This window comes from Actinoplanes sp. NPDC048967 (assembly GCF_040649415.1).
GTDB lineage: Bacteria > Actinomycetota > Actinomycetes > Mycobacteriales > Micromonosporaceae > Actinoplanes.
In genome coordinates, this window is record NZ_JBEZFL010000006.1 from 14,955 (window position 1) to 36,603 (window position 21,649).

23 protein-coding genes, 1 pseudogene and 1 riboswitch are annotated in these 21,649 nt (G+C 74.0%); of the genes and pseudogenes, 14 read left to right on the forward strand and 10 right to left on the reverse strand.

The window, feature by feature from the left end; genetic code table 11:
- Positions 1–450 precede the first annotated feature (450 nt).
- The 3 genes from lnt to AB0C12_RS25580 all read left to right on the forward strand — a co-directional run bounded on the left by lnt (position 451) and on the right by AB0C12_RS25580 (position 3,471).
- Positions 451–2,070: an apolipoprotein N-acyltransferase gene (lnt, locus tag AB0C12_RS25570; protein WP_360552031.1), complete on the forward strand. Its 1,620-nt coding sequence runs from the start codon at positions 451–453 to the stop codon at positions 2,068–2,070.
- Positions 2,067–2,876 (forward strand): polyprenol monophosphomannose synthase, encoded by an 810-nt coding sequence (locus AB0C12_RS25575; RefSeq protein ID WP_360552033.1) that lies wholly within the window; start codon positions 2,067–2,069, stop codon positions 2,874–2,876. The genes lnt and AB0C12_RS25575 overlap by 4 nt, the downstream gene beginning before the upstream one ends.
- A gap of 61 nt (positions 2,877–2,937) precedes the next feature.
- Positions 2,938–3,471, forward strand: a complete 534-nt coding sequence (locus AB0C12_RS25580; protein ID WP_360552846.1) for an FxsA family protein — start codon at positions 2,938–2,940, stop codon at positions 3,469–3,471.
- A 67-nt stretch (positions 3,472–3,538) separates the two neighbouring features.
- On the opposite strand, the gene AB0C12_RS25585 is transcribed toward AB0C12_RS25580, so the two are convergent.
- Positions 3,539–3,877, reverse strand: a complete 339-nt coding sequence (locus tag AB0C12_RS25585; RefSeq protein WP_015622005.1) for an RNA polymerase-binding protein RbpA — start codon at positions 3,875–3,877, stop codon at positions 3,539–3,541.
- A 211-nt stretch (positions 3,878–4,088) separates the two neighbouring features.
- On the reverse strand, positions 4,089–5,180 hold the full coding sequence (locus tag AB0C12_RS25590; RefSeq protein ID WP_360552035.1) for a serine/threonine protein kinase: 1,092 nt from the start codon (positions 5,178–5,180) through the stop codon (positions 4,089–4,091).
- A gap of 667 nt (positions 5,181–5,847) precedes the next feature.
- Here AB0C12_RS25590 and AB0C12_RS25595 point away from each other — a divergent pair.
- Positions 5,848–6,551 (forward strand): annotated as a pseudogene (locus tag AB0C12_RS25595) (VOC family protein).
- Here AB0C12_RS25595 and AB0C12_RS25600 read toward each other — a convergent pair.
- The 3 genes from AB0C12_RS25600 to AB0C12_RS25610 are packed head-to-tail and all read right to left on the reverse strand — an operon-like array spanning position 6,548 to position 8,664.
- On the reverse strand, positions 6,548–7,339 hold the full coding sequence (locus AB0C12_RS25600) for an alpha/beta hydrolase (protein ID WP_360552037.1): 792 nt from the start codon (positions 7,337–7,339) through the stop codon (positions 6,548–6,550). The pseudogene AB0C12_RS25595 and the gene AB0C12_RS25600 sit on opposite strands and share 4 nt — an antisense overlap.
- A 12-nt stretch (positions 7,340–7,351) precedes the next feature.
- Positions 7,352–8,077: an SRPBCC domain-containing protein gene (locus tag AB0C12_RS25605; RefSeq protein ID WP_360552039.1), complete on the reverse strand. Its 726-nt coding sequence runs from the start codon at positions 8,075–8,077 to the stop codon at positions 7,352–7,354.
- The gene (locus tag AB0C12_RS25610; protein WP_360552041.1) at positions 8,077–8,664 is read right to left on the reverse strand and encodes a helix-turn-helix domain-containing protein; all 588 of its coding nucleotides are present in this window, start codon (positions 8,662–8,664) and stop codon (positions 8,077–8,079) included. Before AB0C12_RS25610 ends, AB0C12_RS25605 begins: the two co-directional genes overlap by 1 nt.
- A gap of 53 nt (positions 8,665–8,717) precedes the next feature.
- On the opposite strand from AB0C12_RS25610, the gene AB0C12_RS25615 reads away from it, so the two are divergent.
- On the forward strand, positions 8,718–9,746 hold the full coding sequence (locus tag AB0C12_RS25615) for a phosphotransferase (RefSeq protein WP_360552043.1): 1,029 nt from the start codon (positions 8,718–8,720) through the stop codon (positions 9,744–9,746).
- A 155-nt stretch (positions 9,747–9,901) separates the two neighbouring features.
- On the opposite strand, the gene AB0C12_RS25620 is transcribed toward AB0C12_RS25615, so the two are convergent.
- The 3 genes from AB0C12_RS25620 to AB0C12_RS25630 are packed head-to-tail and all read right to left on the reverse strand — an operon-like array spanning position 9,902 to position 11,459.
- The gene (locus tag AB0C12_RS25620) at positions 9,902–10,480 is read right to left on the reverse strand and encodes a histidine phosphatase family protein (RefSeq protein WP_360552045.1); all 579 of its coding nucleotides are present in this window, start codon (positions 10,478–10,480) and stop codon (positions 9,902–9,904) included.
- The gene (locus AB0C12_RS25625; protein ID WP_360552047.1) at positions 10,477–11,262 is read right to left on the reverse strand and encodes a CbtA family protein; all 786 of its coding nucleotides are present in this window, start codon (positions 11,260–11,262) and stop codon (positions 10,477–10,479) included. Before AB0C12_RS25625 ends, AB0C12_RS25620 begins: the two co-directional genes overlap by 4 nt.
- Entirely contained in the window at positions 11,253–11,459 is a 207-nt protein-coding gene (locus tag AB0C12_RS25630; protein ID WP_360552049.1) for a CbtB domain-containing protein, read from the reverse strand. Before AB0C12_RS25630 ends, AB0C12_RS25625 begins: the two co-directional genes overlap by 10 nt.
- A 61-nt stretch (positions 11,460–11,520) precedes the next feature.
- A riboswitch (cobalamin riboswitch) is annotated at positions 11,521–11,593 on the reverse strand.
- 142 nt (positions 11,594–11,735) lie between these two features.
- On the opposite strand from AB0C12_RS25630, the gene mycP reads away from it, so the two are divergent.
- The 6 genes from mycP (at position 11,736) to AB0C12_RS25660 (ending at position 17,218) form a co-directional block, all read left to right on the forward strand.
- Positions 11,736–12,950: a type VII secretion-associated serine protease mycosin gene (gene mycP, locus AB0C12_RS25635; protein ID WP_360552051.1), complete on the forward strand. Its 1,215-nt coding sequence runs from the start codon at positions 11,736–11,738 to the stop codon at positions 12,948–12,950.
- 19 nt (positions 12,951–12,969) lie between these two features.
- Positions 12,970–13,857 carry a virginiamycin B lyase gene (locus AB0C12_RS25640; protein ID WP_360552053.1) on the forward strand — a complete coding sequence of 296 codons (888 nt, stop codon included), beginning with the start codon at positions 12,970–12,972 and terminating at the stop codon, positions 13,855–13,857.
- Entirely contained in the window at positions 13,854–14,384 is a 531-nt protein-coding gene (locus AB0C12_RS25645; RefSeq protein WP_360552055.1) for a DUF6817 domain-containing protein, read from the forward strand. The genes AB0C12_RS25640 and AB0C12_RS25645 overlap by 4 nt, the downstream gene beginning before the upstream one ends.
- 72 nt (positions 14,385–14,456) lie before the next feature.
- Positions 14,457–15,407, forward strand: a complete 951-nt coding sequence (locus AB0C12_RS25650) for a DJ-1/PfpI family protein (protein WP_360552057.1) — start codon at positions 14,457–14,459, stop codon at positions 15,405–15,407.
- A 3-nt stretch (positions 15,408–15,410) separates the two neighbouring features.
- Positions 15,411–16,028 (forward strand): DJ-1/PfpI family protein, encoded by a 618-nt coding sequence (locus tag AB0C12_RS25655; protein WP_360552059.1) that lies wholly within the window; start codon positions 15,411–15,413, stop codon positions 16,026–16,028.
- A gap of 53 nt (positions 16,029–16,081) precedes the next feature.
- Positions 16,082–17,218 (forward strand): serine hydrolase domain-containing protein, encoded by a 1,137-nt coding sequence (locus AB0C12_RS25660; RefSeq protein ID WP_360552061.1) that lies wholly within the window; start codon positions 16,082–16,084, stop codon positions 17,216–17,218.
- Here the strand turns inward: AB0C12_RS25660 and AB0C12_RS25665 are convergent.
- Positions 17,215–18,069, reverse strand: coding sequence for a dihydrodipicolinate synthase family protein (locus AB0C12_RS25665; RefSeq protein ID WP_360552063.1), 855 nt, complete (start codon positions 18,067–18,069; stop codon positions 17,215–17,217). The genes AB0C12_RS25660 and AB0C12_RS25665 overlap by 4 nt on opposite strands.
- Positions 18,070–18,140: 71 nt before the next feature.
- Here AB0C12_RS25665 and AB0C12_RS25670 point away from each other — a divergent pair, with 71 nt between their 5' ends.
- The 3 genes from AB0C12_RS25670 to AB0C12_RS25680 all read left to right on the forward strand — a co-directional run bounded on the left by AB0C12_RS25670 (position 18,141) and on the right by AB0C12_RS25680 (position 20,504).
- Positions 18,141–19,028 carry a LysR family transcriptional regulator gene (locus tag AB0C12_RS25670; RefSeq protein WP_360552065.1) on the forward strand — a complete coding sequence of 296 codons (888 nt, stop codon included), beginning with the start codon at positions 18,141–18,143 and terminating at the stop codon, positions 19,026–19,028.
- A gap of 83 nt (positions 19,029–19,111) precedes the next feature.
- Positions 19,112–19,627: a SigE family RNA polymerase sigma factor gene (locus AB0C12_RS25675; protein WP_360552067.1), complete on the forward strand. Its 516-nt coding sequence runs from the start codon at positions 19,112–19,114 to the stop codon at positions 19,625–19,627.
- Positions 19,620–20,504, forward strand: a complete 885-nt coding sequence (locus AB0C12_RS25680; RefSeq protein WP_360552069.1) for a hypothetical protein — start codon at positions 19,620–19,622, stop codon at positions 20,502–20,504. Before AB0C12_RS25675 ends, AB0C12_RS25680 begins: the two co-directional genes overlap by 8 nt.
- On the opposite strand, the gene AB0C12_RS25685 is transcribed toward AB0C12_RS25680, so the two are convergent.
- Positions 20,485–21,648 (reverse strand): DUF6596 domain-containing protein, encoded by a 1,164-nt coding sequence (locus AB0C12_RS25685; RefSeq protein ID WP_360552071.1) that lies wholly within the window; start codon positions 21,646–21,648, stop codon positions 20,485–20,487. The two genes, AB0C12_RS25680 and AB0C12_RS25685, sit on opposite strands and share 20 nt — an antisense overlap.
- Between the last annotated feature and the right edge of the window lies 1 nt (position 21,649).

Below are 21,649 nucleotides of genomic sequence, written 5' to 3' on the forward strand. Positions count from 1 at the left end.
AGGGGGTGGGGGTCGGCGGGGCGGCGCGGACCGGCCGCGCTGTTCCGGTGTCGGTCAGGGCGACACGTGGCCAGTAGACAACGGCACGTCGGGGGCAGCCAGCCCGCGCCGCGCCGGTCCGAAGGTCACGCGCCGTCGTGCCGCACCGGGCCCGGACGGATCTCTGAGGTGCAGTCGGGGCGCGGCCTGCGGGCCGCGCCCCGACGTATGTCCGGGCCGGCCTTGCCCGGGGCCAGGCCCTGTCTGCCTTGCCCGGGCTTTCGCGCCCGGGCTTTCGCGCCCCGGCTTTGCCGTCCCGGCTTTGCCGCCCCGGCCATCCGTGCGGCGCGGCCGCGGAGGTCTGCGCAGGGCCCGCCGCATCGCGGCAAGCCCATCGCGGTCCGCGCCGAGCAGGTAGCGTGTGCGACGGTTTCGTGACCACCGACAGGTAGCCTTCCGCGGGTGGATTTATTGACGCTTCAGCCAACGCCCGCGCCGGCGCCGGACCCGGTCGTGCCGGTCGCGCCCCGGCCGCTGCGCCTGTGGGTGTCCGTGCTGCTCGCGCCGGCCGCCGGGGCCGCCCTGCTGGTGTCGTTCCCCCCGTACGGGCTGTGGTGGCTGGCGCCGGTGGCGGTGGCGGTGCTGGCCGCGGCGACGCACCGGCGGCGGCTGCGGGGCGGCGCCGGGATCGGCATGATCGCCGGGCTGGTGTTCTTCGTGCCGCTGCTGGACTGGACGCACCTGGCCGCGGGCTGGCTGCCCTGGATGCTGCTGTCGTGCGCCCAGGCCGGCTACCTGGCGCTGCTGGGCCTGGCCGGGGCGTGGCTGTCGCCGCTGCACGACCGGCTGCGCGTGCTGTGGCCGCTGACCGCCGGGCTGCTCTGGGTCGCGCAGGAGGCGTTGCGTGACCGGGCCCCGTTCGGTGGGTTCCCGTGGGGCCGGCTGGCGTTCAGCCAGGCCGACGCCCCGTCGGTGCGCCTGGCTGTGCTCGGCGGCGCGCCGCTGGTGACCTTCGCGGTTGGGGTCGCCGGTGGCGCTCTGGTCGCGCTGGCCTGGCGCCGCTGGGGCCGGCCGCGGACCTGGCTGCCGGCGGCCGGGTTCGCCGCTGTCGCCGCCGTGATGATCGCCGGTCCGGCGCTGGTGCCGGTGGCCGAGCCCGCCGCGACCACCCGCACGGTCGCGATCGTGCAGGGCAACGTGCCCCGGCTGGGGCTGGACTTCAACGCCCAGCGCGCGGCGGTGCTGCTCAACCACGTCCGGGCGACCGAGAAGCTCGCCGAGGACGTCCGCGCCGGCCGGCAGCGGCAGCCCGAGCTGGTGATCTGGCCGGAGAACGCCAGCGACATCGACCCGTTGCGCAACCCCGACGCGGCCCAGCAGATCGCCGGGGCGGCCACCGCCATCGGCGTGCCGATCCTGCTCGGGGCGGTGCTGCGCGGCGACATCGAGGGCGAGATCCGCAACGCCGGCATCCTGTGGCAGCCGGTCACCGGCCCCGACCTGGACCAGGTGTACATCAAGCGGCACCCGGTGCCGTTCGCCGAGTACATGCCGCTGCGCCCGATCGCCCGGGTGGTCAGCGACAAGGTCGATCTGGTGAAGAACATGGTCGCCGGCAGCACCCCGGGCGTCGTGCGGACCCCGGCGGCGACCATCGGCGACGTGATCTGCTTCGAGGTCGCCTACGACTCGGTCGTGCGGGACACCGTCACCGGCGGGGCGCAGATCCTGGCCGTGCAGACCAACAACGCCACCTTCAACGAGGCCGAGGCCCGCCAGCAGCTGGCCATGGTGCAGCTGCGCGCCGTCGAGCACGGCCGGGAGGCGCTGATGGTGTCGACGGTGGGAGTGTCCGCTTTTGTCGGCACGGCCGGTCAGGTGTACTCGTCCACCGGGTTCAACGTGCCGGGTGTGGTCCTGCGTGACATGCGGGTGGACGGACCGCGTACGCTGGCGACTCGTTTGGGGCATTGGCCGGAGCTGGCGGCCGTCGCCCTGGCCGTGCTCGTCCTCGTGGCGGCAGCGCCCTTGCGGCGGCGCCGCCGCGACGACCGGGCGGCGGCCGCAGAGTCGACGACGGAGGAACGGTGAGCGACGCGAACCCGACGGTCTCGGGCGCGGAAGGATACCCGGGGGTCGGACGTGTCCTCGTGGTCATCCCGACCTACAACGAGGCGGACAACGTCCGGCTGATCACGCGGCGCGTCCGCGAGGCCGTGCCGAGCGTCGACATCCTCATCGCCGACGACAACTCACCCGACGGCACCGGTGACATCGCCGACGAGATCTCCGCCGCCGACGACCACATCTTCGTGCTGCACCGCGCGGGCAAGGAAGGCCTCGGCGCCGCCTACGTCGCCGGGTTCGCCTGGGCGAAGAACAAAGGCTACGACGCGGTCGTCGAGATGGACGCCGACGGCTCGCACGCCCCCGAGGAGCTGCACAAGCTGCTCGACGTGCTGCGTGACACCGACGCGGTGCTCGGCACCCGCTACATCCCCGGCGGCAGCGTGCACAACTGGCCGCTGCACCGGCTGCTGCTCTCCCGTGGCGGCAACATCTACATCCGGATGGCGCTGGGCATGCCGTTCAAGGACGCCACCGGTGGCTACCGGGCGTACCGGATGGCCGTGCTCGACGCGATCGACGTGGCGGCGGTCGCCTCGACCGGCTACTCGTTCCAGGTGGAGCTGGCCTGGCGCACCTACCGGCACGGTTTCCGGATGGCCGAGGTGCCGATCACGTTCACCGAACGCGAACACGGCGTCAGCAAGATGAGCGGCAACATCTTCAAGGAACAGCTGCTCAGGGTCACCGTGTGGGGGGTGACGGCCCGTAAGGACGCCGTCCTGGCCAAGCTCGGGCGCAAGCCGCGGCAGGGTTCGACCTGGCCGTGACCGGGCAGGGGCGTGTCATGCTTGCCGTGGGCGTCGAGGCGACGCCGGAAGGTTGGAGATGATGCGCCGAAGTCTGGCTCTGCTCCCGCTGGGGCTGCTCCTGCTCGCGGTGGCCGAGATATCCGTGTTCGTGGCCGTGGTGCACGCCATCGGCGCGCTCTGGGCCCTGCTGATCATCGCCGCGTCGAGTGTGGCCGGGCTGGTGCTGCTGCGCCGCGAGGGCATCCGCGGCTGGCGCGGGTTCCGGGCCGCCGCTGAGGCCGGCCGCCCGCCGGGCCCGCAGGTGAGCAATTCGCTGGTCGGTCTGCTCGGCGCGCTGCTGCTCGCCGTCCCCGGCTTCGTCTCCGCGGTCGCCGGCCTGCTGCTGGTGCTGCCGCCCGGGCGGATCCTGGCCCGCCGCGGCGTGGAACGCGCCACCGAGCGGCGGGTGCCGGCGTCGGTCGCCGGTGACCTGTTCGGCCCCCGCCACGTGCGGGTCCGCCAGTCCGCCCCGGTCGACGAACCGGCCCCGGATTCCCCTTCCGGCCCGGCGACGTTCGGCCCGCCCGGCCAGATCGTGCAGGGCGAGGTCGTCGAGGGCGAGATCGTCCGCTGAGAGCGGGCTCACGACAAAATCGCCGTCCCGCTGGAGTGCGGGACGGCGATGACGTTGCTACCTGCGGTCAGCGCCCCCGACGGGTGCGGACCTCCTGAAGCCGTTCGTTGAGGATGTCCTCCAGCTCCGAGATCGACCGGCGCTCGAGCAGCATGTCCCAGTGCGTACGCGGCGGCTTCGCCTTCTTCTGCTCCGGCTCGTTGCCGTCGACCAGTCGTGCGACGCTGCCGTCGAACTTGCACTCCCAGGTGATCGGCACCTCGGCGTCGACGGCGAACGGCACCTCGAACTGGTGACCCTTCACGCACAGGTATTCGCGGGTCTGCCGGGGCGCCAGCTCCGTGTTGCGGTCGGACTCGTAGCTGACTGCGCCTAGACGGCTGCCGCGCAGCATGCGTTCGCCCATGATCGGCTTTCCCCTCGCTCGTGGTGCTGCTTCCGTTGGTGTAACGAAAGGGGCGGTCGCGAGATTCCTGCCGCGACCGCCGTATGTCGACGGTGTTAACGCTTCGAGCGTAACCGCCCGGGTCCCCTATCGGCCGACTCAGCCCCGTCCTGAAGTGGACCTTGGTCCACTTTACGCGACTTTGCGAGATCTACGGATAGCGCGATGTCGGTCACCGTGCCTGCGGGACGGCCGGTTCGGCCGGTTCACTTCCCGGTCCGCCCGCCTGTCCGGTGCCTGGTCCGCCGGCCGGCGTCTGGGCCGGGACGGCCCGGGCCGGGCCGAGCGACGCCAGCGCCGAGGCCAGGTCACTGACCTGGGCCGAGAGCTGAGCCACCCGGGTGTGCGCGGCATCCGCGTCGCCGCGGGCCGCGGCGAGCGCCGCCCGCTCCTCAGCCACGGTACGCCGCAGCGCCTCCACTTCGCGCGCGGCACGCTCGGCGTTCTCCCGCTCCCGGCCGGCCTCGTGCCGCGCGGCGGTGACATCGCGCACTGCCTGCTGCCCCTCGGACCGGGCGGCGTCCCGCTCACGACCCAGAGCCTCGGCCCGCTCGCCGGCGACCGCACTCTGCTCCCGGGCGGCGGCAAGATCACGGGTCAGCGCCTGCACGTCGACCCGCGCGGCCTCCAGCTCCCGCGTCTTCGCTTCGGTCTCCCGGCGGGCGGCCTCCAGCTCACGAGCCTTCGCTTCGGCCTCCCGGCGGGCGTCATCGAGCTCGCGGGACTTGGCATCGGCCTCGCGGCGGGCGTCATCGAGCTCACGGGATTTGGCTTCGCTCTCCCGGCGGGCGTCATCGAGCTCACGCCGGACAGCCGTGGCCTCCGCGCGGGCCCGGTCCCGTTCGGTCTCGGCCTGCTCCCGCAGCGCGACAGCAGCACTGGCAGCAGCCTGAGCCTCGTCGCGCCCCGCAACGGCCAGCCGAGCGTCCTGCGCAGCGGCCTCAGCCAGACGCCGGGCATGCTGCGCGGCCTGCTGGGCGTCATCGCGTTCGGCCCGCGCCACAGCAGCTTCCTGCGCGGCCGTCCCGGCGGCCTCGGCAGCCCGATCAGCATCACGGCGGGCATCGTCGCGTTCGGTGTGCGCGGCCGCGACCTGCCGGGACGTCTCCGCCCGGACCTCGGCCACCTGCCGCTCCACCCCGGCCGGTGACATCTCGGCGTGCAGGGCTTCGCTGAGCGTGCCGACGAGCTGATCGAGACGGTCGACGGCCTCCCAGGTGCGGGCCACCTGACCGGCGAGCCCGGGCGACGAACGGTGCCGCATCCGCACGTTGCGCGAGGCCCGCTGACACTCACCGTCGTTGTCCCGGCAATAGCGGAACGGGCGACCGGCGGCAGCCCGCTGCGGAACCGGCCGCCCACAGTGGGCACACGGGCGCGTCTCGGGCACCGGATCGCCGGAGTAAACGGCATCGGCAGTGGCCAGATCAGCGGACCCAGACGCGGAACGGGCACCGGTGCCTCCGGCGGATCGGTGCCCGGCGGTCACCGCCCAAGCGGACCCGGACCCGGTGCCGTCTCCGGTAGACCCGTGCCGGGCCGCCACAGCCTCGGCGGTCCCTGCTCGATCTGCCGGGGCGCCGGCTCCTGAAGACCCGACCGTCGCGGCACCGGTCGCCGGACCCGCCAAAGCCGGACTAGTTGAGGCCGGACTAGTCGAAGCCAGATCCGCCAAAGCCGGACTGGTCGAAGCCAGACCCACCGAAGCCGGACTGGTCGAGGTCGGAGCAGTCGAAGTCGGGTCGTTCGTCACGGAAGCGTCGTCATCCACCATCGCGGACCGACCCTAACGCCACCCACCGACACTTTCCCGCCACCGCGCCGCACCACCTCGACGATCCCGCCGCCGGCATCGGTCGTTCAGCGGCACCGGCGCACCGATCGGCCATTTCCATGGGCGCCACCACCCCGGCGACGGCTAGGAAGAGCGCATGAGCAATGAGGTCACCGTTCCCCTGCTGCCCTGTGCCTCCCTCGACGACACCGTCGCCTTCTACGAGGTGCTCGGGTTCCACTCGACCTACCGCCAGCGCAGACCCCACCCGTACGCGGCCATCCGGCGCGAGGACCTCAACCTGCACTTCTTCGAGATGGCGGGCTTCGACCCGGCCCAGTCCTACAGCTCCTGCCTCGTGCTGACCCCCGACCTCGGCGAGCTGCACCGGGCGTTCGCGGCGGGCATGCGGGCCGCGTACGGCAAAGTGCTGGTCGCCGGCACCCCGCGGATGACCCGGCCCCGGCCGCGCAAGATTACGACGGGGTGAGCGGCTTCAGCGTCGTCGACCCCGGCGGCAACTGGATCCGCATCGTGCAGCACACCCCGGCCGTCCCGACCTCGGCCCGGGCGCCGGCGGGGCGACTGGAGAAGGCTCTGGCGAACGCGGTCGTGCTGGCCGACTCCAAAGGAGACCCGCGGCAGGCCGCCCGCATCCTCGACAGTGCTCTGGCCCACCCCGACGACGGCGACCCCGTCACGTACGTCGAAGTGCTGGTCTACCGGGCCGAGGTGGCGCTGGTCCTGGACGACCCGGCCACCGCCGCCGAGCTGCTGACCCGGGCCCGGCAGGTACCGCTGACCGCGGACGAGACCATCCGAGCGGCGGCCGCGTTCGACAACGCCGCGGATCTGCTCTAGGCGAAGAACTCCTTGACCACCGGGGCGAGCGCGGCCGGCTTCACCAGGTGGGTCTGACCCGGCAGAGTGCGGTATTCCGCTTTCGGGAGTGCCTCGCTCAGCGCCCGGGCCGCGTTGCGCATGTACTGCGGGCTCTTGCCGCCGTCTAGCACGAGCGCCGGGGCCGTCACACCGGACCAGCGGGCCGGGTCCAGCGGTTCGCCGCGTCCGGTGTCGCCGAGGATGCGCAGGTCGTAGGGCAGGGTGTGGGCCGCCGCCTTGATCTTGCGGAACGGTGGCAGCAGCGCCAGGATCCGCACCGCGAAGCCGGGCATGTCGACCGAGCGCAGGAACTTCTTGACCGCGCCGCCGGTGTCGCCGGCCGCGATCAGCGCTTCGGTCTCGGCCAGGAACGCCTCCGGGCGCGGCGCGTGGGTGTCGTCGACGATGAACGGCGGCTCGTAGAGGGCGAGCCGGCTGAAGCCGGGCAGGCGGTCGGCGGCGTCGGCGGCCAGGACCGCTCCGGAGGAGGTGCCGAGCAGGTACGCCGTCCCGCCGGCCGCCGCGAGCAGCGCGGCCAAATCCTCGATCTCGCGCTGCGGTGACCAGGGCAGCGTGTTGCCGCTGTCGCCGCGGCCGCGACGGTCGTAGAGGTACACAGTGTGGGTGTCGGCGAGCGCCGCGGCCAGTCCACGCGCGGGGCCCTGGTCGCGGTAACACATGGCGCCGTCGACGAGGATCAGCGCCGGGCCGGTGCCGGTGGTCTCGTACGCGATCGTGGTGCCGTCGGCGGAGGTGACGGTAGGCATGGTGATCGTCCTTCAGTCGAGGTCGGGGCTTTCGAGGGAGGCGAGGAAGGCGGGCCAGATCCCCGGATCCGCCGGGGTGAACAGCGCGTGGGCCACGACCAGCGAGCCGTGGAAGCCGCGCAGAAAGCGGTAGATGGCGTCGGGTGCGCGTACGGCCAGGGTGTGCGGGTTGGTGAAGGACACGACGCCGTCCGGGATCACCGTGCTGTGCACCGGGTCGCCGGCGCGGGGTGCGGCGTCGAGTCCCAGCGCGTGGTGCAGGCGTCGCCAGGTGCGGGGCCAGTCGGTGACCGGCGGGCCGAAGGTGTCGACCGGGATGGCGAAACGGCCGGGGAACCAGTACAGGCATTGCGTCAGCGTGTGGAAGAACAGCTCGGTGCCGTACCGCATCGCCTCGTACTCGTCGGCCCAGTCGTCGCCCGGCAGGAACCCGCTGGTCACCGTCCGCAGGACGGTCGACGCGCCGGCGCGGCCCTCGATCAGATACTCGTACGCCACGAAGCGCCCGTCCTCGCCGGTGTCACTGCGGTAGGCGAACCGGTGCGGCGGCTGCGCGGCGGTGACGTGCCCCTCCGGCATCCAGCCCTCACCGAACGAGGTGCGGACGGTCGCGCCGTCGATCTCGGTGCGCCCGACGAACCAGGAGCTGATCCCGGGCCCGGTGGCGACCGTGTCCCACACCTGCTCGGCGGTGGCCGGCACCTGCGCCTCCAGGTGGGCCTCGAAGTCCTGGCCCATCAGGGCTCCCGGGTCACGGTGGGGTGCACGGCGACGACCAGGCGGTGGCTGCGCCCGCCCGGCGCGTCCTCGTCGTGGAAGCGGCTCACCAGGGCGGTGACGGCCACGGTCAGCTCCTCGGCGAACGCGGCCCGGTCGGCGGCGCTGGCGAAGCGGACCTCGCCGTCGATGGCGAACGTGGCGACCTTCTGCCGGGCCTGGCCCGCGCCGGTGATCAGCTCGCCGACGTCGCGGACCAGCCGCGCCGCGACGGCGAGCAGCCAGCGCGCCGACAGCCGGTCCGGCGCCCGGGACGTGTCGGGGGCGACGGCGGCCATCGCGGTGGGGGAGATGACGTACGAGGCGGCGGTGGCCTGCAGCACCCGTTCGGTGACGTTGCCCTTGCGGCGTTCCTCGACCAGCTCCAGCAGCCCGTGCTGCTCCAGGGTGCGCAGGTGGTAGTTGACCTTCTGCCGGGGCAGGCCGACCTGGGCGGCGAGCATCGTGGCCGAGCCGGGCACGGCCAGCGCGGCCAGCAGCCGGCTGCGGATCGGGTCCAGGCTGACCTCGGCGGCGGCCGGGTCCTCGATCACTGCGACGTCTTCCATGGCGCCCACTCTCCCACCGACAAAAAAGTTTGTCCAGCGGTACGATCGTCGTCGTGCGCAGTCCACCCGAGGACCTGATGACCGAGTCCGGTACCGCTCAGGAGCTGACCCACAACGTCGGCAACGGCGCCACCGGTGGCATCTGGCGGGTGCGCCGCGACGGCGTTCCCGCGGTGCTGAAGCTCTCCACGCCCGGCCGTCCCGACGCGGCGGCGCACCTGCAGGCCTCTGACGAGCCCGGGCACTGGAACTACTGGCGGCGCGAGCTGCTCGTGTACCGCAGCGGCCTCGCCCGCACCGCCTTCGCCGACGCCGGGATCAGCGCGCCCGCCCTGCTCGGCACCGAGGAACGCGCCGACGGCTCCGTCGCCCTGTGGCTCGAGCACGTCGAGGGTGTCCCCGGCCCCGCCTGTGGCAGCGCGGAGTTCGGCGACGTCGCGTACCGGATGGGGATCGCCCAGGCCCGCTGGCTCGGCCGCCCGCCCACCGACGCCTGGCTCTCCCGCGACTTCCTGCGCGACTACACCAGCACCCACCCGGTGGGCGAGCCCGACTGGGAGCACCCGGCCGCGGTCGCCGGCTGGTCCCCGAGGTTGCGGCAGGACCTGCGCACGCTGTGGCACCGGCGCACCCAGCTGCTCGCCGCGGCCGACACCCTGCCGCGCACGCTGTGCCACCACGACCTCTGGCCGATGAACCTGATCATCGGCGCGACCGGGCCGGTCCTGCTGGACTGGGCGTTCACCGGGCCGGGCGCGATCGGCGAGGACGTCGCCAACCTGACCCTGGACGCGTTCTTCGACGGGCTGATCGACATCACCCTGATCGACGACGTGACGGCCGCGGTCGCCGACGGCTACCGGCGCGGGCTGGGCGGGGTGCTGGACGACGCGACGATCAGCCGGGCGATCAAACTGACCGGCGCGGCCAAGTACTACTGGCTGGCGCCGCGGATGCTGCTCGCCGTCGCGCGGGGCAGCGGCCGGGGCGCCTACGACGCCCGCGACACCGCGGAGGTCTTCGCCGGCCGTGCCCCGGTGCTGGCGCAGGTGACCCGCTGGGCCCGCGAAGCCCTCGACTGAGCTCCAGCGGTCGCCCGCTCAAAAGACACCCGGGGTAACCGCTCGGGGGTCGCCCGCTCAAAGGACACCCGAGGCAACCGCCCGGCGGTCGCCCCCGCATAGGGCGCCCGGCGCGGGCCGGGAGACCGGGAAGGCGCCCGCCGCAGCGAGGCCCGCTATCCGGCCGGCGGGAAAGACACGTGCCAACGGCTCGTGCGATGGGTCAGCCGGATCAGCGACAACGGCGCCACGTCCAGCTGCCACACCGCCGCGTCCGGCAGCCCCAGCGCGTGCGTGAGCGCCGCCCGGACCACCACCGGATGCGCGACAGCCACCGTGCGCTGCTCGCTCCGGCTGTCCAGCCACGTGCCGGCCCGCTGCCGTACCGCCGCCAGCGACTCACCGCCGTGCGGGGCCGCACCCGGGTCGGTCAGCCACGCCTGCAGACCCTCGGGGTCACGGCCGGCCACGTCGCCCAGGCCCAGCCCGCTCCACGTGCCGAACGCCGGGTCGGCCAGCGCCTTGTCCACCACCGGGTCGTCGTGGCCCAGCGCCCGCGCCGTCTGCAGCGCCGCCTGCGACGGCGCGCACACCCACACGTCGCCGCGGCCGCCGAGGTCGGCCGGGCCGTCCGGATCACACAGGGCGAGGGCGGCCCGCAGGCCGCCCTCGTCGAGATCGTCGTCGTCGCCGGCGAAGACCGCCCGGCGCAGTGCCGGGGTGGTCGCGGCGGCGAGCAGCCGCACACCGCTCACACGGTCACGGCCCCGGACTGCTCGGCCGGCACCCGCCCGGCCAGCCTGTCCAGCAGCGCGGCGAAAGCCAGCCCGAGCGCTGTCCACAACGTCACCTGGGTGCCGAGCGAGGCCAGCCGGAACGTCCACAGCAGGCTCGCCGGGAACGTGTCGGGCACCTCGTCGAACGTGGGCAACAGCACATACCCGATCGCCACCACCACCAGGAAACCACCCAGCGCCGCCGCCGCCCGCAGCCACTCCGGCGCTCCCGCGCGCAGTGAGCGGGACGCCAGCACCCCGGCCCAGACCGCGACCACCCCGATCACCACGACCGACAGCCAGCCGATGGTGCGCTGGTTGATCGTCGCGGGATCACCGACCGCGGGCGGATTGGCCGGATACTTCACGAACGGCACCAGCACGATGCCGAGCAGGGCCGCCCCGGCCAGCCCGAACGCCGCCCGGGTGTCGCTGGAGGTGCGCAACCGCCGGCGCAGCAATGTGTACGCCGTCGCGAGCAACCCGCCCATCGCCACGCCGTACAGGGCCGTGGCCAGGAACAGGCCGCCCTTCTGGCCGGTGCGTGAGACGAGCTCCTCGTCGTGGTGGCCGTCGTCGGCCGCGCCCGGGGTCTCCGCGTGGGCCGCGGCTTCTTCGATGGCGATGGCCGCGTCGATCCGGCTCTCCCCGGTCGCGTACGCGAACACGCCCGCCAGCAGACCCGCGATGAGGCCGGCCAGCAGACCCCGCAGCAGGATCGCGCCGTAGGTGGGGGTGGTGCGGGCCGAGCTCAGTGACACGGCACGCCGAGCAGGTGACGGCCGTCGTGCATGAGCTCGTGCAGGTACATACCGCCCTGCGAGACCGCGCCCTGGTCGAAGGCCACCAGGTAGGCCAGCAGCAGAAGCATGGTGACCGCACCGACGGCGGTCCAGAGCACCCGCGGTGAGACAGCGGGCGGGTTCAGCGGGCGTACCGACTGAGTGTTGTTCGACATGACTGGGTCAGACCTCCTACCGGGATGACGCGTCCCGTTCAACAGGCCTGCGTACGTGTGAGCGTCCTGACTCACGGATCCCCGCAGGGCTCCGTTCACAGTGGCGCGACCGCACCGGATTCCCACCGGTTTCCCTCACGACGCCGCAGATGGTCCCCACAACCTAGCGGCGAGCGCCGGAACCGGTCAATCGAGCCGGTGCTCACAGCCTCCGGGTCACCGCCGCGGGGCCCGGCTCGGTAACATCCAAGCCGGTCGTGGTGCGGGGGAGTGGCGATGAGGTTGCACAGGGTGACGGCGGCGCTGGGTGCGCTGACCGGGGTGGCCGCCGTGCTGCTGCCGGCCGCGCCCGCCCAGGCCCGGGCCTTCGTCTGCCCCACCCTGCCGGGCCCGGCCAAGGTCAGCGCGGCCAAGCCGTACGAGACGCAGCTGTTCGCCCCGGAACGGCTCGCCCCGTTCGCCACCGGCGCCGGGGTGCGGGTCGCGGTCATCGACTCCGGCGTGGACGCCGACCATCCGCAGCTGCGTGACCGGGTCGCCGCCGGCCGGGACTTCCTGCACGGCGACGCGACCGGGCGCCAGGACTGCGTCGGGCACGGCACGGCCGTGGCCGGCCTCATCGCCGCCGAGCCCGTCGCCGGCGCCGGCCTGCGCGGGCTGGCCCCGGACGCGACCATCGTGCCGGTGCGGGTCAGCGAGCAGACCGACACCGACCAGAGCACCGGCGGGCCGGTCAGCCCGGCCAAGTTCGCCACCGCGATCGACTGGGCCGTCGACGAGGGCGGCGCCGACGTGATCAACATGTCGCTGGTGATGACCACCGACGACGGCCGGGTCCGCGCCGCCGTCGCCCGGGCCGTCGCCGCCGGCGTTGTCGTGGTCGCCGCGGCCGGCAACGACGGGCGCCCCGACGACGGCAACCCACGGCCCTACCCGGCGTCCTATCCCGACGTCATCGGCGTCGGGGCGATCGGCGCCAACGGCGTGGCCGGCGACTTCTCCCAGCACGGCGACTACGTGGACGTGATGGCCCCGGGCGTCGCGGTGACCATCGCCGCGCGCCGCTCCGGGCACACCCAGGGCGACGGCACCAGCTACGCGACGCCGTTCGTGGCGGCCACCGCCGCACTGCTCAAGCAGCGGTTCCCGTCACTGACCCCGGCCCAGGTGGCCCGGCGCATCCTGGCCACCGCCGACCCGGCCCCCGGCGGGCGGCGCAGCGACCTGTACGGCTTCGGCGTGCTGAACCCGTACCGGGCGCTGACCGAGACCCTCGGCCCGGAGTCCCCGCCGCCGCCGGCACCGGCGGTCATGCACACCGAGGACCCCGCGGCGCTGGCCCTGGCCGCCCGCCGCGCCGACGCGCAGGACATGTCACTGCTGGTCGCGGCGATCGGCGCCGGCGTGGTGCTGCTGGTCGTGGTCGTCGCCGCCGCCCTGCGCCGGGGCCGGCGCCGCGGCTGGCGCCCGCCCGACCCGGAAGTGCCCTGAGACAGCGGAGGGGAACGGCATGGACATCCGGGAGATCACGGTCGCCGACCAGGACGCCGGCCCGTACGGCATCACCACCGGCCCCGACGGCGCCCTGTGGCTGACGCTCGTGCACGCCGGGCGGATCGCGCGCCTCACCACCGCCGGTGACCTGCGCACCTTCGACCTGGATGCCCCCGACTGCCAGCCCAGCCTGATCACCGCCGGACCGGACGGGGCGCTGTGGTTCACCCGCACCCAGGACGACCGGATCGGCCGCATCACCACCGACGGGCAGCTCAGCGAGTTCCCGCTGCCCACGCGCGGCTGCGGCCCGTACGGGATCACCGCCGGCCCGGACGGCGCGCTCTGGTTCACCGAGATAAACGCCGACCGGATCGGGCGTCTCACCCCCGACGGTGACCTGCGCGAGTTTCCCCTGCCGGTCTCGCAGGCGTTCGTCTCGACCATCACCGCCGGCCCCGACGACGCCCTGTGGTTCACCCTCAACCAGGCCGATGCCGTCGGCCGGATCACCACCGACGGCACGGTGACCCTGCTGGACCTGCCCACCCCGGCCGCCGCTCCGGTCGGGATCACCGCCGGCGGCGACGCGCTGTGGTGCGTCGAGATCGGTGCCGGCCAGGTCGCCCGGATCACCCCGGACGGCACGGTCACCGAGTTCGCGCTGCCTGACCGCGCGGCCCGGCCGCACGCGATCGTCGCCGGCGGCGACGGCTGCTGGTTCACCGAGTGGGGCGCCAACCGCGTCGCGCACATCAGCGCCGACGGCACCGTCACCGGGCACGACCTGCCGAGCCCGAAGTCCGAACCGCACGGCCTGACCGTCGGTCCGGACGGCAACGTCTGGGTGGCGCTGGAGACCGGCAAGGTCGCCGTGCTGACCGGCGCGGGCCCGGCGCGATGAGCACCGAGCAGACCGTGCGGGCCTGGCTGCGCGAGCGCGGCGCCGAGAGCATCGAGCACCCCGGCGGCACCCTCTACGCCCACCTCGGCCGGGTCCACGACCGGCTCGGCGCGCTGGGCCACGACCCGCAGGTGCAGCTGGCCGGGCTGGCCCACGCCGCCTACGGCACCGACGGCTTCGACCGGACCCTGCTGGCGGTCGCCGACCGGGCGGTCCTGCGCGAGCTGGTCGGTGAGCGCGCCGAGGCACTGATCCACCTGTACGGCGCCTGCGACCGTTCCCGCACCTGGCGGGCACTGCCCGGCACCCGGCAGGTGTGGGACCGCTTCACCGGCGGCGTCCACGAGCTGGCCCCGGAGCAGACCGGCCCGTTCACCGACCTGAGCATCGTCAACGAGCTCGACGTCGCCGAGCAGGACCCGACGTTCGTGGCCCGCCACGGCGCTTACTTCCGCGAGCTGTTCGCGTCCTGGGCGCCGCTGGCCTCGCCCGCCGTGCTCGCGGAGGCCCGCCGCGTCCTGGGCTGAGCCCGCCGATGGCCGAAATCGTCATGGTCGTGGCGTGGACGCCACCGCGCGTACCCCGCGATCATCGACGCCATGGGGGACCGCCGCATCGCCGTCGTCGTCTACGACGGATTCCAACTGCTCGACCTGGCCGGCCCGGCCGACGTGTTCGCCACCGCGGCCCTGATCGCTCGCGGCGGCTACCGCCTCGACGTGGCGGCCGCCGAGGCCGGCCCGGTCCGGGCCCACAACGGCATCACCACCACCGCGGTGGCCTTCGACGACCTCACCGACATCGACACGCTGCTGGTGGCCGGCGGGTTGTCCGCGCCGCGGCACCTGCACCTGGCCGCACCGATCGCCCGGCTCGCCAGCCGCGCCCGGCGGGTCGCGTCGGTGTGCAACGGCGCCCTGCTGCTGGCCGAGGCCGGGCTGCTCGACGGGCGCCGCGCGACCACGCACTGGCTGGTCGCCGAGGACCTCGCCGCCGCCTACCCACGGGTCGAGGTCGACGCCGATCCGATCTACGTGCGCGACGGCACCGTCTGGACCTCCGCCGGGGTCACCGCGGGCATCGACCTGGCGCTGGCGCTGGTCGCCGAGGACCACGGCACCGCCCTGGCCGCCGACGTCGCCCGCGGCCTGGTCGTCTACCTGCACCGGCCCGGCGGGCAGAGCCAGTTCAGCACGCCGATGCGCACCGGCGTCCCGCGCAGCGAACCCCTGCGGGAGCTGCGCGCCTACATCGACGCGAACCCGGCCGCGGACCTGAGCGTGCCGGCCCTGGCCCGGCGCGCGGCGATGAGCGAACGGCACTTCTCCCGCGTCTTCACCCGCCAGGTCGGCATGCCGCCCGGCCGCTACGTCGAGCACAGCCGGGCCGAGGCGGCCCGCCGCCTGCTCGAATCCACCGACGCGCCGCTGGCCCGGGTCGCCCGCGACTGCGGCCTGGGCCTGCCCGAGACCCTGTACCGCACGTTCCGGCGCCGCTGGCGGATCTCACCGGCCGACTACCGCCGCCGCTTCCAGCACAGAGAGGCCTGAGGCATGCACGTCGCCATCCCGCTCTATCCCCGGTTCACCGCCCTGGACGCCGTCGGCCCGTACACCGTGCTCGGCTTCGCCCCGCAGGTCACCGTGACATTCGTGGCCGCGGCGCCCGGCCCGGTGACCGACGACCTCGGCAGCCTGACCCTGTCCGCGACCGCCGGCTACGCCGACCTGCCGCACCCGGAGGTCATCGTCGTGCCCGGCGGCCCCGGCACCGCCGAGGCGATGCACGATCCCGACCTGCGCGCCTGGCTGCTGGCGGCCCGCCCACAGTGGATGACCTCGGTCTGCAGCGGCTCGTTCGTGCTGGCCACGGCCGGGCTGCTGGACGGGCGCCGGGCCACCAGCCACTGGGGCTGGCGCGACGGGCTCGCCGCGTTCGGCGCGCAGCCGGTCGAGCAGCGCGTCGTGACCGACGGCCCGGTGATCACCGCGGCGGGCGTCTCCGCCGGGATCGACATGGCACTGACCCTGCTGGCCCGGCTGCGCGACGACGAGACCGCGCAGGCCGTCCAGCTGGCCGTCGAGTACGACCCGGACCCGCCGTTCAGCGCCGGGTCACCCCGGTCCGCGCCGCCCGGCCTGGCCGCACGGGCCCTGGCCCTGATCCGCTGAGGTCACCACAAATCGGTGGAGCCGGCGCCGCGGGCCGCCTATGGTGTCCCGCTGTGGACATCAGCGGAGAGGCCGACGAGCGTTTCGGCGCGGTGGCCGACGTCTTCACCCGCAACTTCGGCGACTTCCCGGAGCTCGGCGCGGCCGTCACCGTCTACGCCGGCGGCCGCAAGGTGGTCGAGCTGTGCGGGGGCGTCGCCGACGAGCGCACCGGCCGGGCGTGGACCGTCGACACCGCGGTGCCGGTGTTCTCGTGCGCGAAGGCCGTGGTGAGCGTCTGCACGCACCTGCTGGCCCAGCGCGGCGAGCTCGACCTCGACGCGCCGGTGAGCCGGTACTGGCCGGAGTTCGCCGCGCACGGCAAGGAGGGCATCACCCCGCGGATGGTGCTCGGGCACCGGGCCGGGCTGCCGGTGCTCGACCGGAGTCTGTCGTTCGAGGAGGTCACCGCGTGGACGCCGGTCGTGCGGGCCATCGAGGAGCAGGCGCCGCTGTGGGAGCCCGGCACGGCGTACGAGTATCACGGCCATGTCTTCGGTTTTCTGCTCGGTGAGCTGATCCGGCGGATCACCGGGCTGGGCCCGGGCGCCTGGTTCCGCGCGGCCATCGCCGACCGGCTCGGCCTGCGCACCTGGATCGGCGTGCCCCGCGAGGAGCTCGGTGGCCTCGCCCGGCTCACCGAGGCTCCGGGCCGCCCGCCGCTGCCCGGCCCGGAGACGCTGATCATGCGGATGGTCACGATGAACGGCGCGTTCGTCTTTCCCGGCCTGGACCAGCCGCGCGGCTGGAACGATCCCGAGCTGCTCACCGCCGAGATCCCCGGGGCGGGCGCCGTGTCGTCGGCGAGCGGCCTGGCCGGACTGTTCGCCGCCGCCGTGACCGGCGTCGACGGCACCGAGCGCCTGCTCAGCGCGCACACGGTGACGGACCTGGTCCGTGCGCAGTCCGCGGGCGCCAGCTGGTCCGGGATGGACGCGGGACAGCGGTGGGGCTCGGGCTTCCTGCTCGATTCGGCCTTCCGGCCGCTGCCGGGCGCGCGCAGTTTCGGCAACGACGGCGCGGGCGGGCAGTTCGCCTTCGGCGACGACGAGTACGGCGTCGGCTTCGCCTATGTCGCCAACCGCATGGTCGGCTACGGCGATGCCCGGGCCACCCGCCTCATCGCCGCCGTCCGCGACGCCCTCGGCTAGAGCTGCTTCAGCGCCGCCTCGACGCTGTGGGAGGAGGCCGGCAGCAGCGGCAGCCGTACGGCGGCAGTCGGGATCCGGCCCTGCGCGTGCAGCACTCCCTTGAGCACCGTCGGGTTCGGCTCGGCGAACAACGCCAGCGCGAGCCCGGCCAGCGCATGACCGACCGCCCGCGCCCGTACGGCGTCCCCGGCCGCCCACGCCCGCACCAGCTCGGCGAAGCGGTCGGTGGCCACGTGCGCCGACGCCAGGATCCCGCCGTGCGCCCCCAGGGCCAGCAACGGCGACACGAACGCGTCGTCCCCGCCGAGCACCGCGAACCCGGCCGGCGGATCGGCCAGCAGCTCCACGGTCGCCGCGTCGATGCCACCCGCCGCCAGCTTCACCCCCGCCACCTGCGGGATCGCCGCCAGGCGCCGCAGAGCCGCCGCCGACAACGACTGCCCCGTCCGGTACGGCACGTGGTAGACCAGCACCGGCACCGGGCTCACCGCGGCCAGCGCCTCGAAGTACGCGACGACACCGTCCTCCCCGGGCCGCAGGAACGGCGGCACGAGGCACAACGCGGCGTCGACTCCGGGCCGTTCCCGCAGCTCCCGTAACGCTTCGACCGAGTTCGCCCCGACCACCAGCGCGGCGTCGCCGTCCCGGCACACCCGGGTGACCACGTCCAGCACGGCCTGCTGCTCGTCCGGGCTCAGCGACGCCGGCTCCCCGGTCGTGCCCAGCGCCACCAGCCCGGCCGCACCCCCGGCCAGCACCTCCCGGGCCAGCGCTTCCAGCGCGTCCAGGGCCACCGACCCGTCGGCGTCGAACGGGGTGATCAGCGGGACGTACACACCGGAGAAAGTCATGGGCCCAGCCTCTGGCACCAACTGCCATAAGGTCCAGTTCACATTTCTGCGCAGAACCGTAAGCTCAGCTGATGCTGGATGTCCGGCGCCTGCGCCTGCTCTGCGACCTCGCCCGCCTCGACACGATCAACGCTGTCGCGCAGGCGCACATGTACACGCCGTCCGCGGTCTCCCAGCAGCTGTCGGCCCTGGAACGCGAGGTCGGCCTGCCGCTGCTGGAACGCACCGGCCGGCGCGTCGCCCTGACCCCGGCCGGCCGGGTCCTGGTCCAGCACGGCGAGGGCGTGCTGGCCGCGCTCGAGCAGACCACCACCGCGATCGCCGCGCTGGCCACCGGCCTGTCCGGGCCGCTGCGCATCGGCGCGTTCCCCACCGCGGTCCGCACCCTGTTGCCGGCCACCCTGGTCGCCCTGGCCGAACGCCACCCCGGGCTGGAACTCATGGTCACCGAGCTGGACCCGGCGGCCGTCCCGGACGCGCTGCGCGAGCACCGCCTCGACGTCGGCCTGCTGCACGACTACGACGTCGTCCCGGTCAAGCCGGACCCGATGCTCGACGCCGTGCCGCTGCTGGACGAGACCGTGTACCTGGCGCTGCCGTCGACCGGTTCGGGGTCGCTGCGCGACCAGCGTGACGCGGACTGGATCGTGGCCAGCCCCGGGACGCTGTGCCACGACGTGACCCTGCACGTGTGCCGGGCGGCGGGCTTCACGCCCCGGGCCCGGCACCAGGCCGACGACTTCACCACGGTGCTCGCGCTGGTCGCCGCCGGCCAGGGTGTGTCGCTGGTGCCCGAACTGGCCACGGCGAAGCCACCCACCGGCGTCTGGCTGGTGCCGTTGCAGACGCGCCGGCGTACCCGGATCGCGTACCGTCGCGGCGCCGCGACCCACCCGGCGGTGGCCGCCTTCATCACCGAGATCCGCGCCGCCAGCAGCGGATTCGGCGACCCGCGCTGAAAAACCTCCGGTCCGCTGCAACCGGCGGGCCGTCCGGCGGCGTGCCAGGGACAGAAGCACGCACCGAGGGAAGCGGGTTCGGCGTGACGGACGAGGAGTACAGGGCGTTCTACGCATCGGCGTTCGCCCGGCTGGTCGGGCAGGTCTACCTGCTCACCGGTGATGTCGGCGAGGCCCAGGACGCCGTGCAGGAGGCGTTCATCCGGGCCTGGAGCAGACGGCGGCGTTTCGCCGGCGGCGACGAGCCGGAGGCGTGGATCAGGACGGTCGCGCGCCGGATCGCGGTCAGCCGCTGGCGGTCCGCCCGGTCACGGCTGGCGGCGTGGCGGCGGCACGGACCGCTCGCGGACGTGCCCGCGCCCGGGGTGGAGACGCCGCTGATCGTGGCGGCCCTGCAGCGGCTCCCCGAGGAGCAGCGCCGCGCGATCGTGCTGCACCACCTGTGTGACCGTTCCGTCGATCAGGTCGCCGCCGAGACCGGGGCGCCGCCGGGCACCGTCAAGGCCCGGCTCTCGCGCGGCCGCGAAGCCCTGCGCCAGCTCCTCGACGAGGCCGACCGATCCGACACCATCGTGACCCTGGAGAGCCGACATGTCTGACCACGAGAACCCTGTCCTGGACAACCCGCTGCCCGAGCTGGAGACCCTGCTGCGGGACGCCGCCGCCGACGCGCGGAGCCGGACGTTCGTGCCCACGTACGAGACGGTCGAGGGTGCCGCCCGCGGCCGCCGCACGACGCGAGTGGCGGCGAGCAGCTTGTTCGCGGTCATGCTCGGCGTGTCGATCGGCGGGGCGGTCCTCGCCGGGGGCGGGCGCGGCGACAACGACCGACCGGCGGACCGCCCGGCGCCGGCGGCCTCGGCCGTCACGCTGGACCCGTCGCTGCAGCAGTACCGGACCACGATCCCGGTGCTGACCTGGACGCCGGACCCGGGCCGGGAGGCGGATACGATCAGCCGCCAGCGGACCTTCTACAGTGCGGTATTCGCCGGCCTGGGCGAGGGCGACCACGACTACTCCCACATCGAGGACCTCAGGAAAGTCTTCGCCGATGCCCCGGCCGGCGGGCCGGCGATCGCCATCGACCAGTCGACCACCAAGGCGCAGCTGGAACGCGCCGCGACGAACCTGCGCACGATCGACGGGGTGCGCGACGCGAAGGTCGTCGAAGTCACCGGCCTGTGGTTCACAGTGTCGGCCGCCCGGCCCGCCGTCACCACCGACGGCCGGATCGAGGAAGCACCGGTCCTGGACCCGGCCGGGCTGCAGATGCGGGGCACCGCCAGCGGCAGCGGCAAGGACGGCGCCACCGGCAAGCAGACGGTCTGGGTCCGCGGCACGTACGTCGGACCGCCCATCACCCGGGCCCTGTTCGACCAGATGCGCCGCCGGGCCGCCGACGCGGTCCACATCGACATCAGCAAGGTGGTCGTCACCGCGGAGTCCGCCTCCCGCCCTACCCCGACGAAGAGCTGAGGCGGCGCAGCAGGGCGTTGAGCCGGGCCGCCTGCCGGGTGAGGTGCTCACGTTCGGTGAGGCTGGCCGCGGCCTCGGCCGCCACGGTGTAGAGCCGCGCCGCGGTCACCCGGTCACCGTCACGCTCGTGCAGGTACGCCGCGACGGCCGGGTGACGCGGCAGCCCGGGATCCAGCTCCGCGAGGGCGGCGAACCCGGCGCGCGGACCGTCGGCCTCACCGACTGCGACAGCCCGGTTGAGGCGGGCCACCGGACTGCCGGTGAGACGCACGAGTTCGTCGTACCACTCGACGATCTGCACCCAGTCGGTCTCCCCGGCCGTACGGGCGTCGGCATGCAGCGCGGCGATCGCCGCCTGGGCCTGGAACTCACCCAGCCGGTCACGGGCCAGCGCGGCCTGCAGCACGTCGACACCCTCGGCGATCAGCCGGGTGTTCCACCGGCTGCGGTCCTGCTCGGCGAGCGGCACGAGCCGCCCACCGGGCCCGGTACGCGCCTCGCGCCGGGCGTGGTGCAGCAGCATGAGCGCGAGCAGCCCGGCGACCTCCTCGTCCAGGGTCCGGGCGGCCAGCTCGCGGGTGAGCCGGATCGCCTCGCCGGCCAGGTCCACGTTCCCGGAGTAGCCCTCGTTGAAGACCAGGTAGAGCACCCGCAGCACGGTGGCGAGATCGCCGGGCTGGTTGAACCGCACCCCGGCGACGGTCCGCTTGGCCCGGCTGATCCGCTGGGCCATGGTCGCCTCCGGCACGAGGTACGCCTGTGCGATCTGGCGGGTGGTCAGCCCGCCGACCGCCCGCAACGTCAGCGCGACCGCCGACGCCGGGGTCAGCGACGGGTGCGCGCACAGGAAGTACAGCTGGAGCGTGTCGTCGACCACCTCACCCGGGCCGGGCGGCGGTTCGGCCTCGACGCGTACCTCCCGGTGCCGGCGGGACGCTTCCGCGCGGGTGGCGTCGAGGAACTTGCGCCAGGCCACGGTGACCAGCCAGCCCTTGGGGTCGCGGGGCGGGTCACCGGGCCACCCGCGTACGGCTTCCAGCAGGGCGTCCTGCACGGCGTCCTCGGCCGCCGCGAAGTCGGCGCCGCGCCGCACGAGAACGCCGATCACCGTCGGGGTCAGGCTGCGCAGCAGGGCCTCGTCCATT

Coding starts and splice junctions, on each gene's coding strand:
- AB0C12_RS25580 (WP_360552846.1), top strand. CDS start 2,938: ATGCGCCGAAGTCTGGCTCTGCTCCCGCTGGGGCTGCTCCTGCTCGCG.
- AB0C12_RS25585 (WP_015622005.1), bottom strand. CDS start 3,877: ATGGGCGAACGCATGCTGCGCGGCAGCCGTCTAGGCGCAGTCAGCTAC.
- AB0C12_RS25590 (WP_360552035.1), bottom strand. CDS start 5,180: ATGCGGCACCGTTCGTCGCCCGGGCTCGCCGGTCAGGTGGCCCGCACC.
- AB0C12_RS25600 (WP_360552037.1), bottom strand. CDS start 7,339: ATGCCTACCGTCACCTCCGCCGACGGCACCACGATCGCGTACGAGACC.
- AB0C12_RS25605 (WP_360552039.1), bottom strand. CDS start 8,077: ATGGGCCAGGACTTCGAGGCCCACCTGGAGGCGCAGGTGCCGGCCACC.
- AB0C12_RS25610 (WP_360552041.1), bottom strand. CDS start 8,664: ATGGAAGACGTCGCAGTGATCGAGGACCCGGCCGCCGCCGAGGTCAGC.
- AB0C12_RS25630 (WP_360552049.1), bottom strand. CDS start 11,459: ATGTCGAACAACACTCAGTCGGTACGCCCGCTGAACCCGCCCGCTGTC.
- mycP (WP_360552051.1), top strand. CDS start 11,736: ATGAGGTTGCACAGGGTGACGGCGGCGCTGGGTGCGCTGACCGGGGTG.
- AB0C12_RS25640 (WP_360552053.1), top strand. CDS start 12,970: ATGGACATCCGGGAGATCACGGTCGCCGACCAGGACGCCGGCCCGTAC.
- AB0C12_RS25645 (WP_360552055.1), top strand. CDS start 13,854: ATGAGCACCGAGCAGACCGTGCGGGCCTGGCTGCGCGAGCGCGGCGCC.
- AB0C12_RS25650 (WP_360552057.1), top strand. CDS start 14,457: ATGGGGGACCGCCGCATCGCCGTCGTCGTCTACGACGGATTCCAACTG.
- AB0C12_RS25655 (WP_360552059.1), top strand. CDS start 15,411: ATGCACGTCGCCATCCCGCTCTATCCCCGGTTCACCGCCCTGGACGCC.
- AB0C12_RS25665 (WP_360552063.1), bottom strand. CDS start 18,069: ATGACTTTCTCCGGTGTGTACGTCCCGCTGATCACCCCGTTCGACGCC.
- AB0C12_RS25670 (WP_360552065.1), top strand. CDS start 18,141: ATGCTGGATGTCCGGCGCCTGCGCCTGCTCTGCGACCTCGCCCGCCTC.
- AB0C12_RS25680 (WP_360552069.1), top strand. CDS start 19,620: ATGTCTGACCACGAGAACCCTGTCCTGGACAACCCGCTGCCCGAGCTG.
- AB0C12_RS25685 (WP_360552071.1), bottom strand. CDS start 21,648: ATGGACGAGGCCCTGCTGCGCAGCCTGACCCCGACGGTGATCGGCGTT.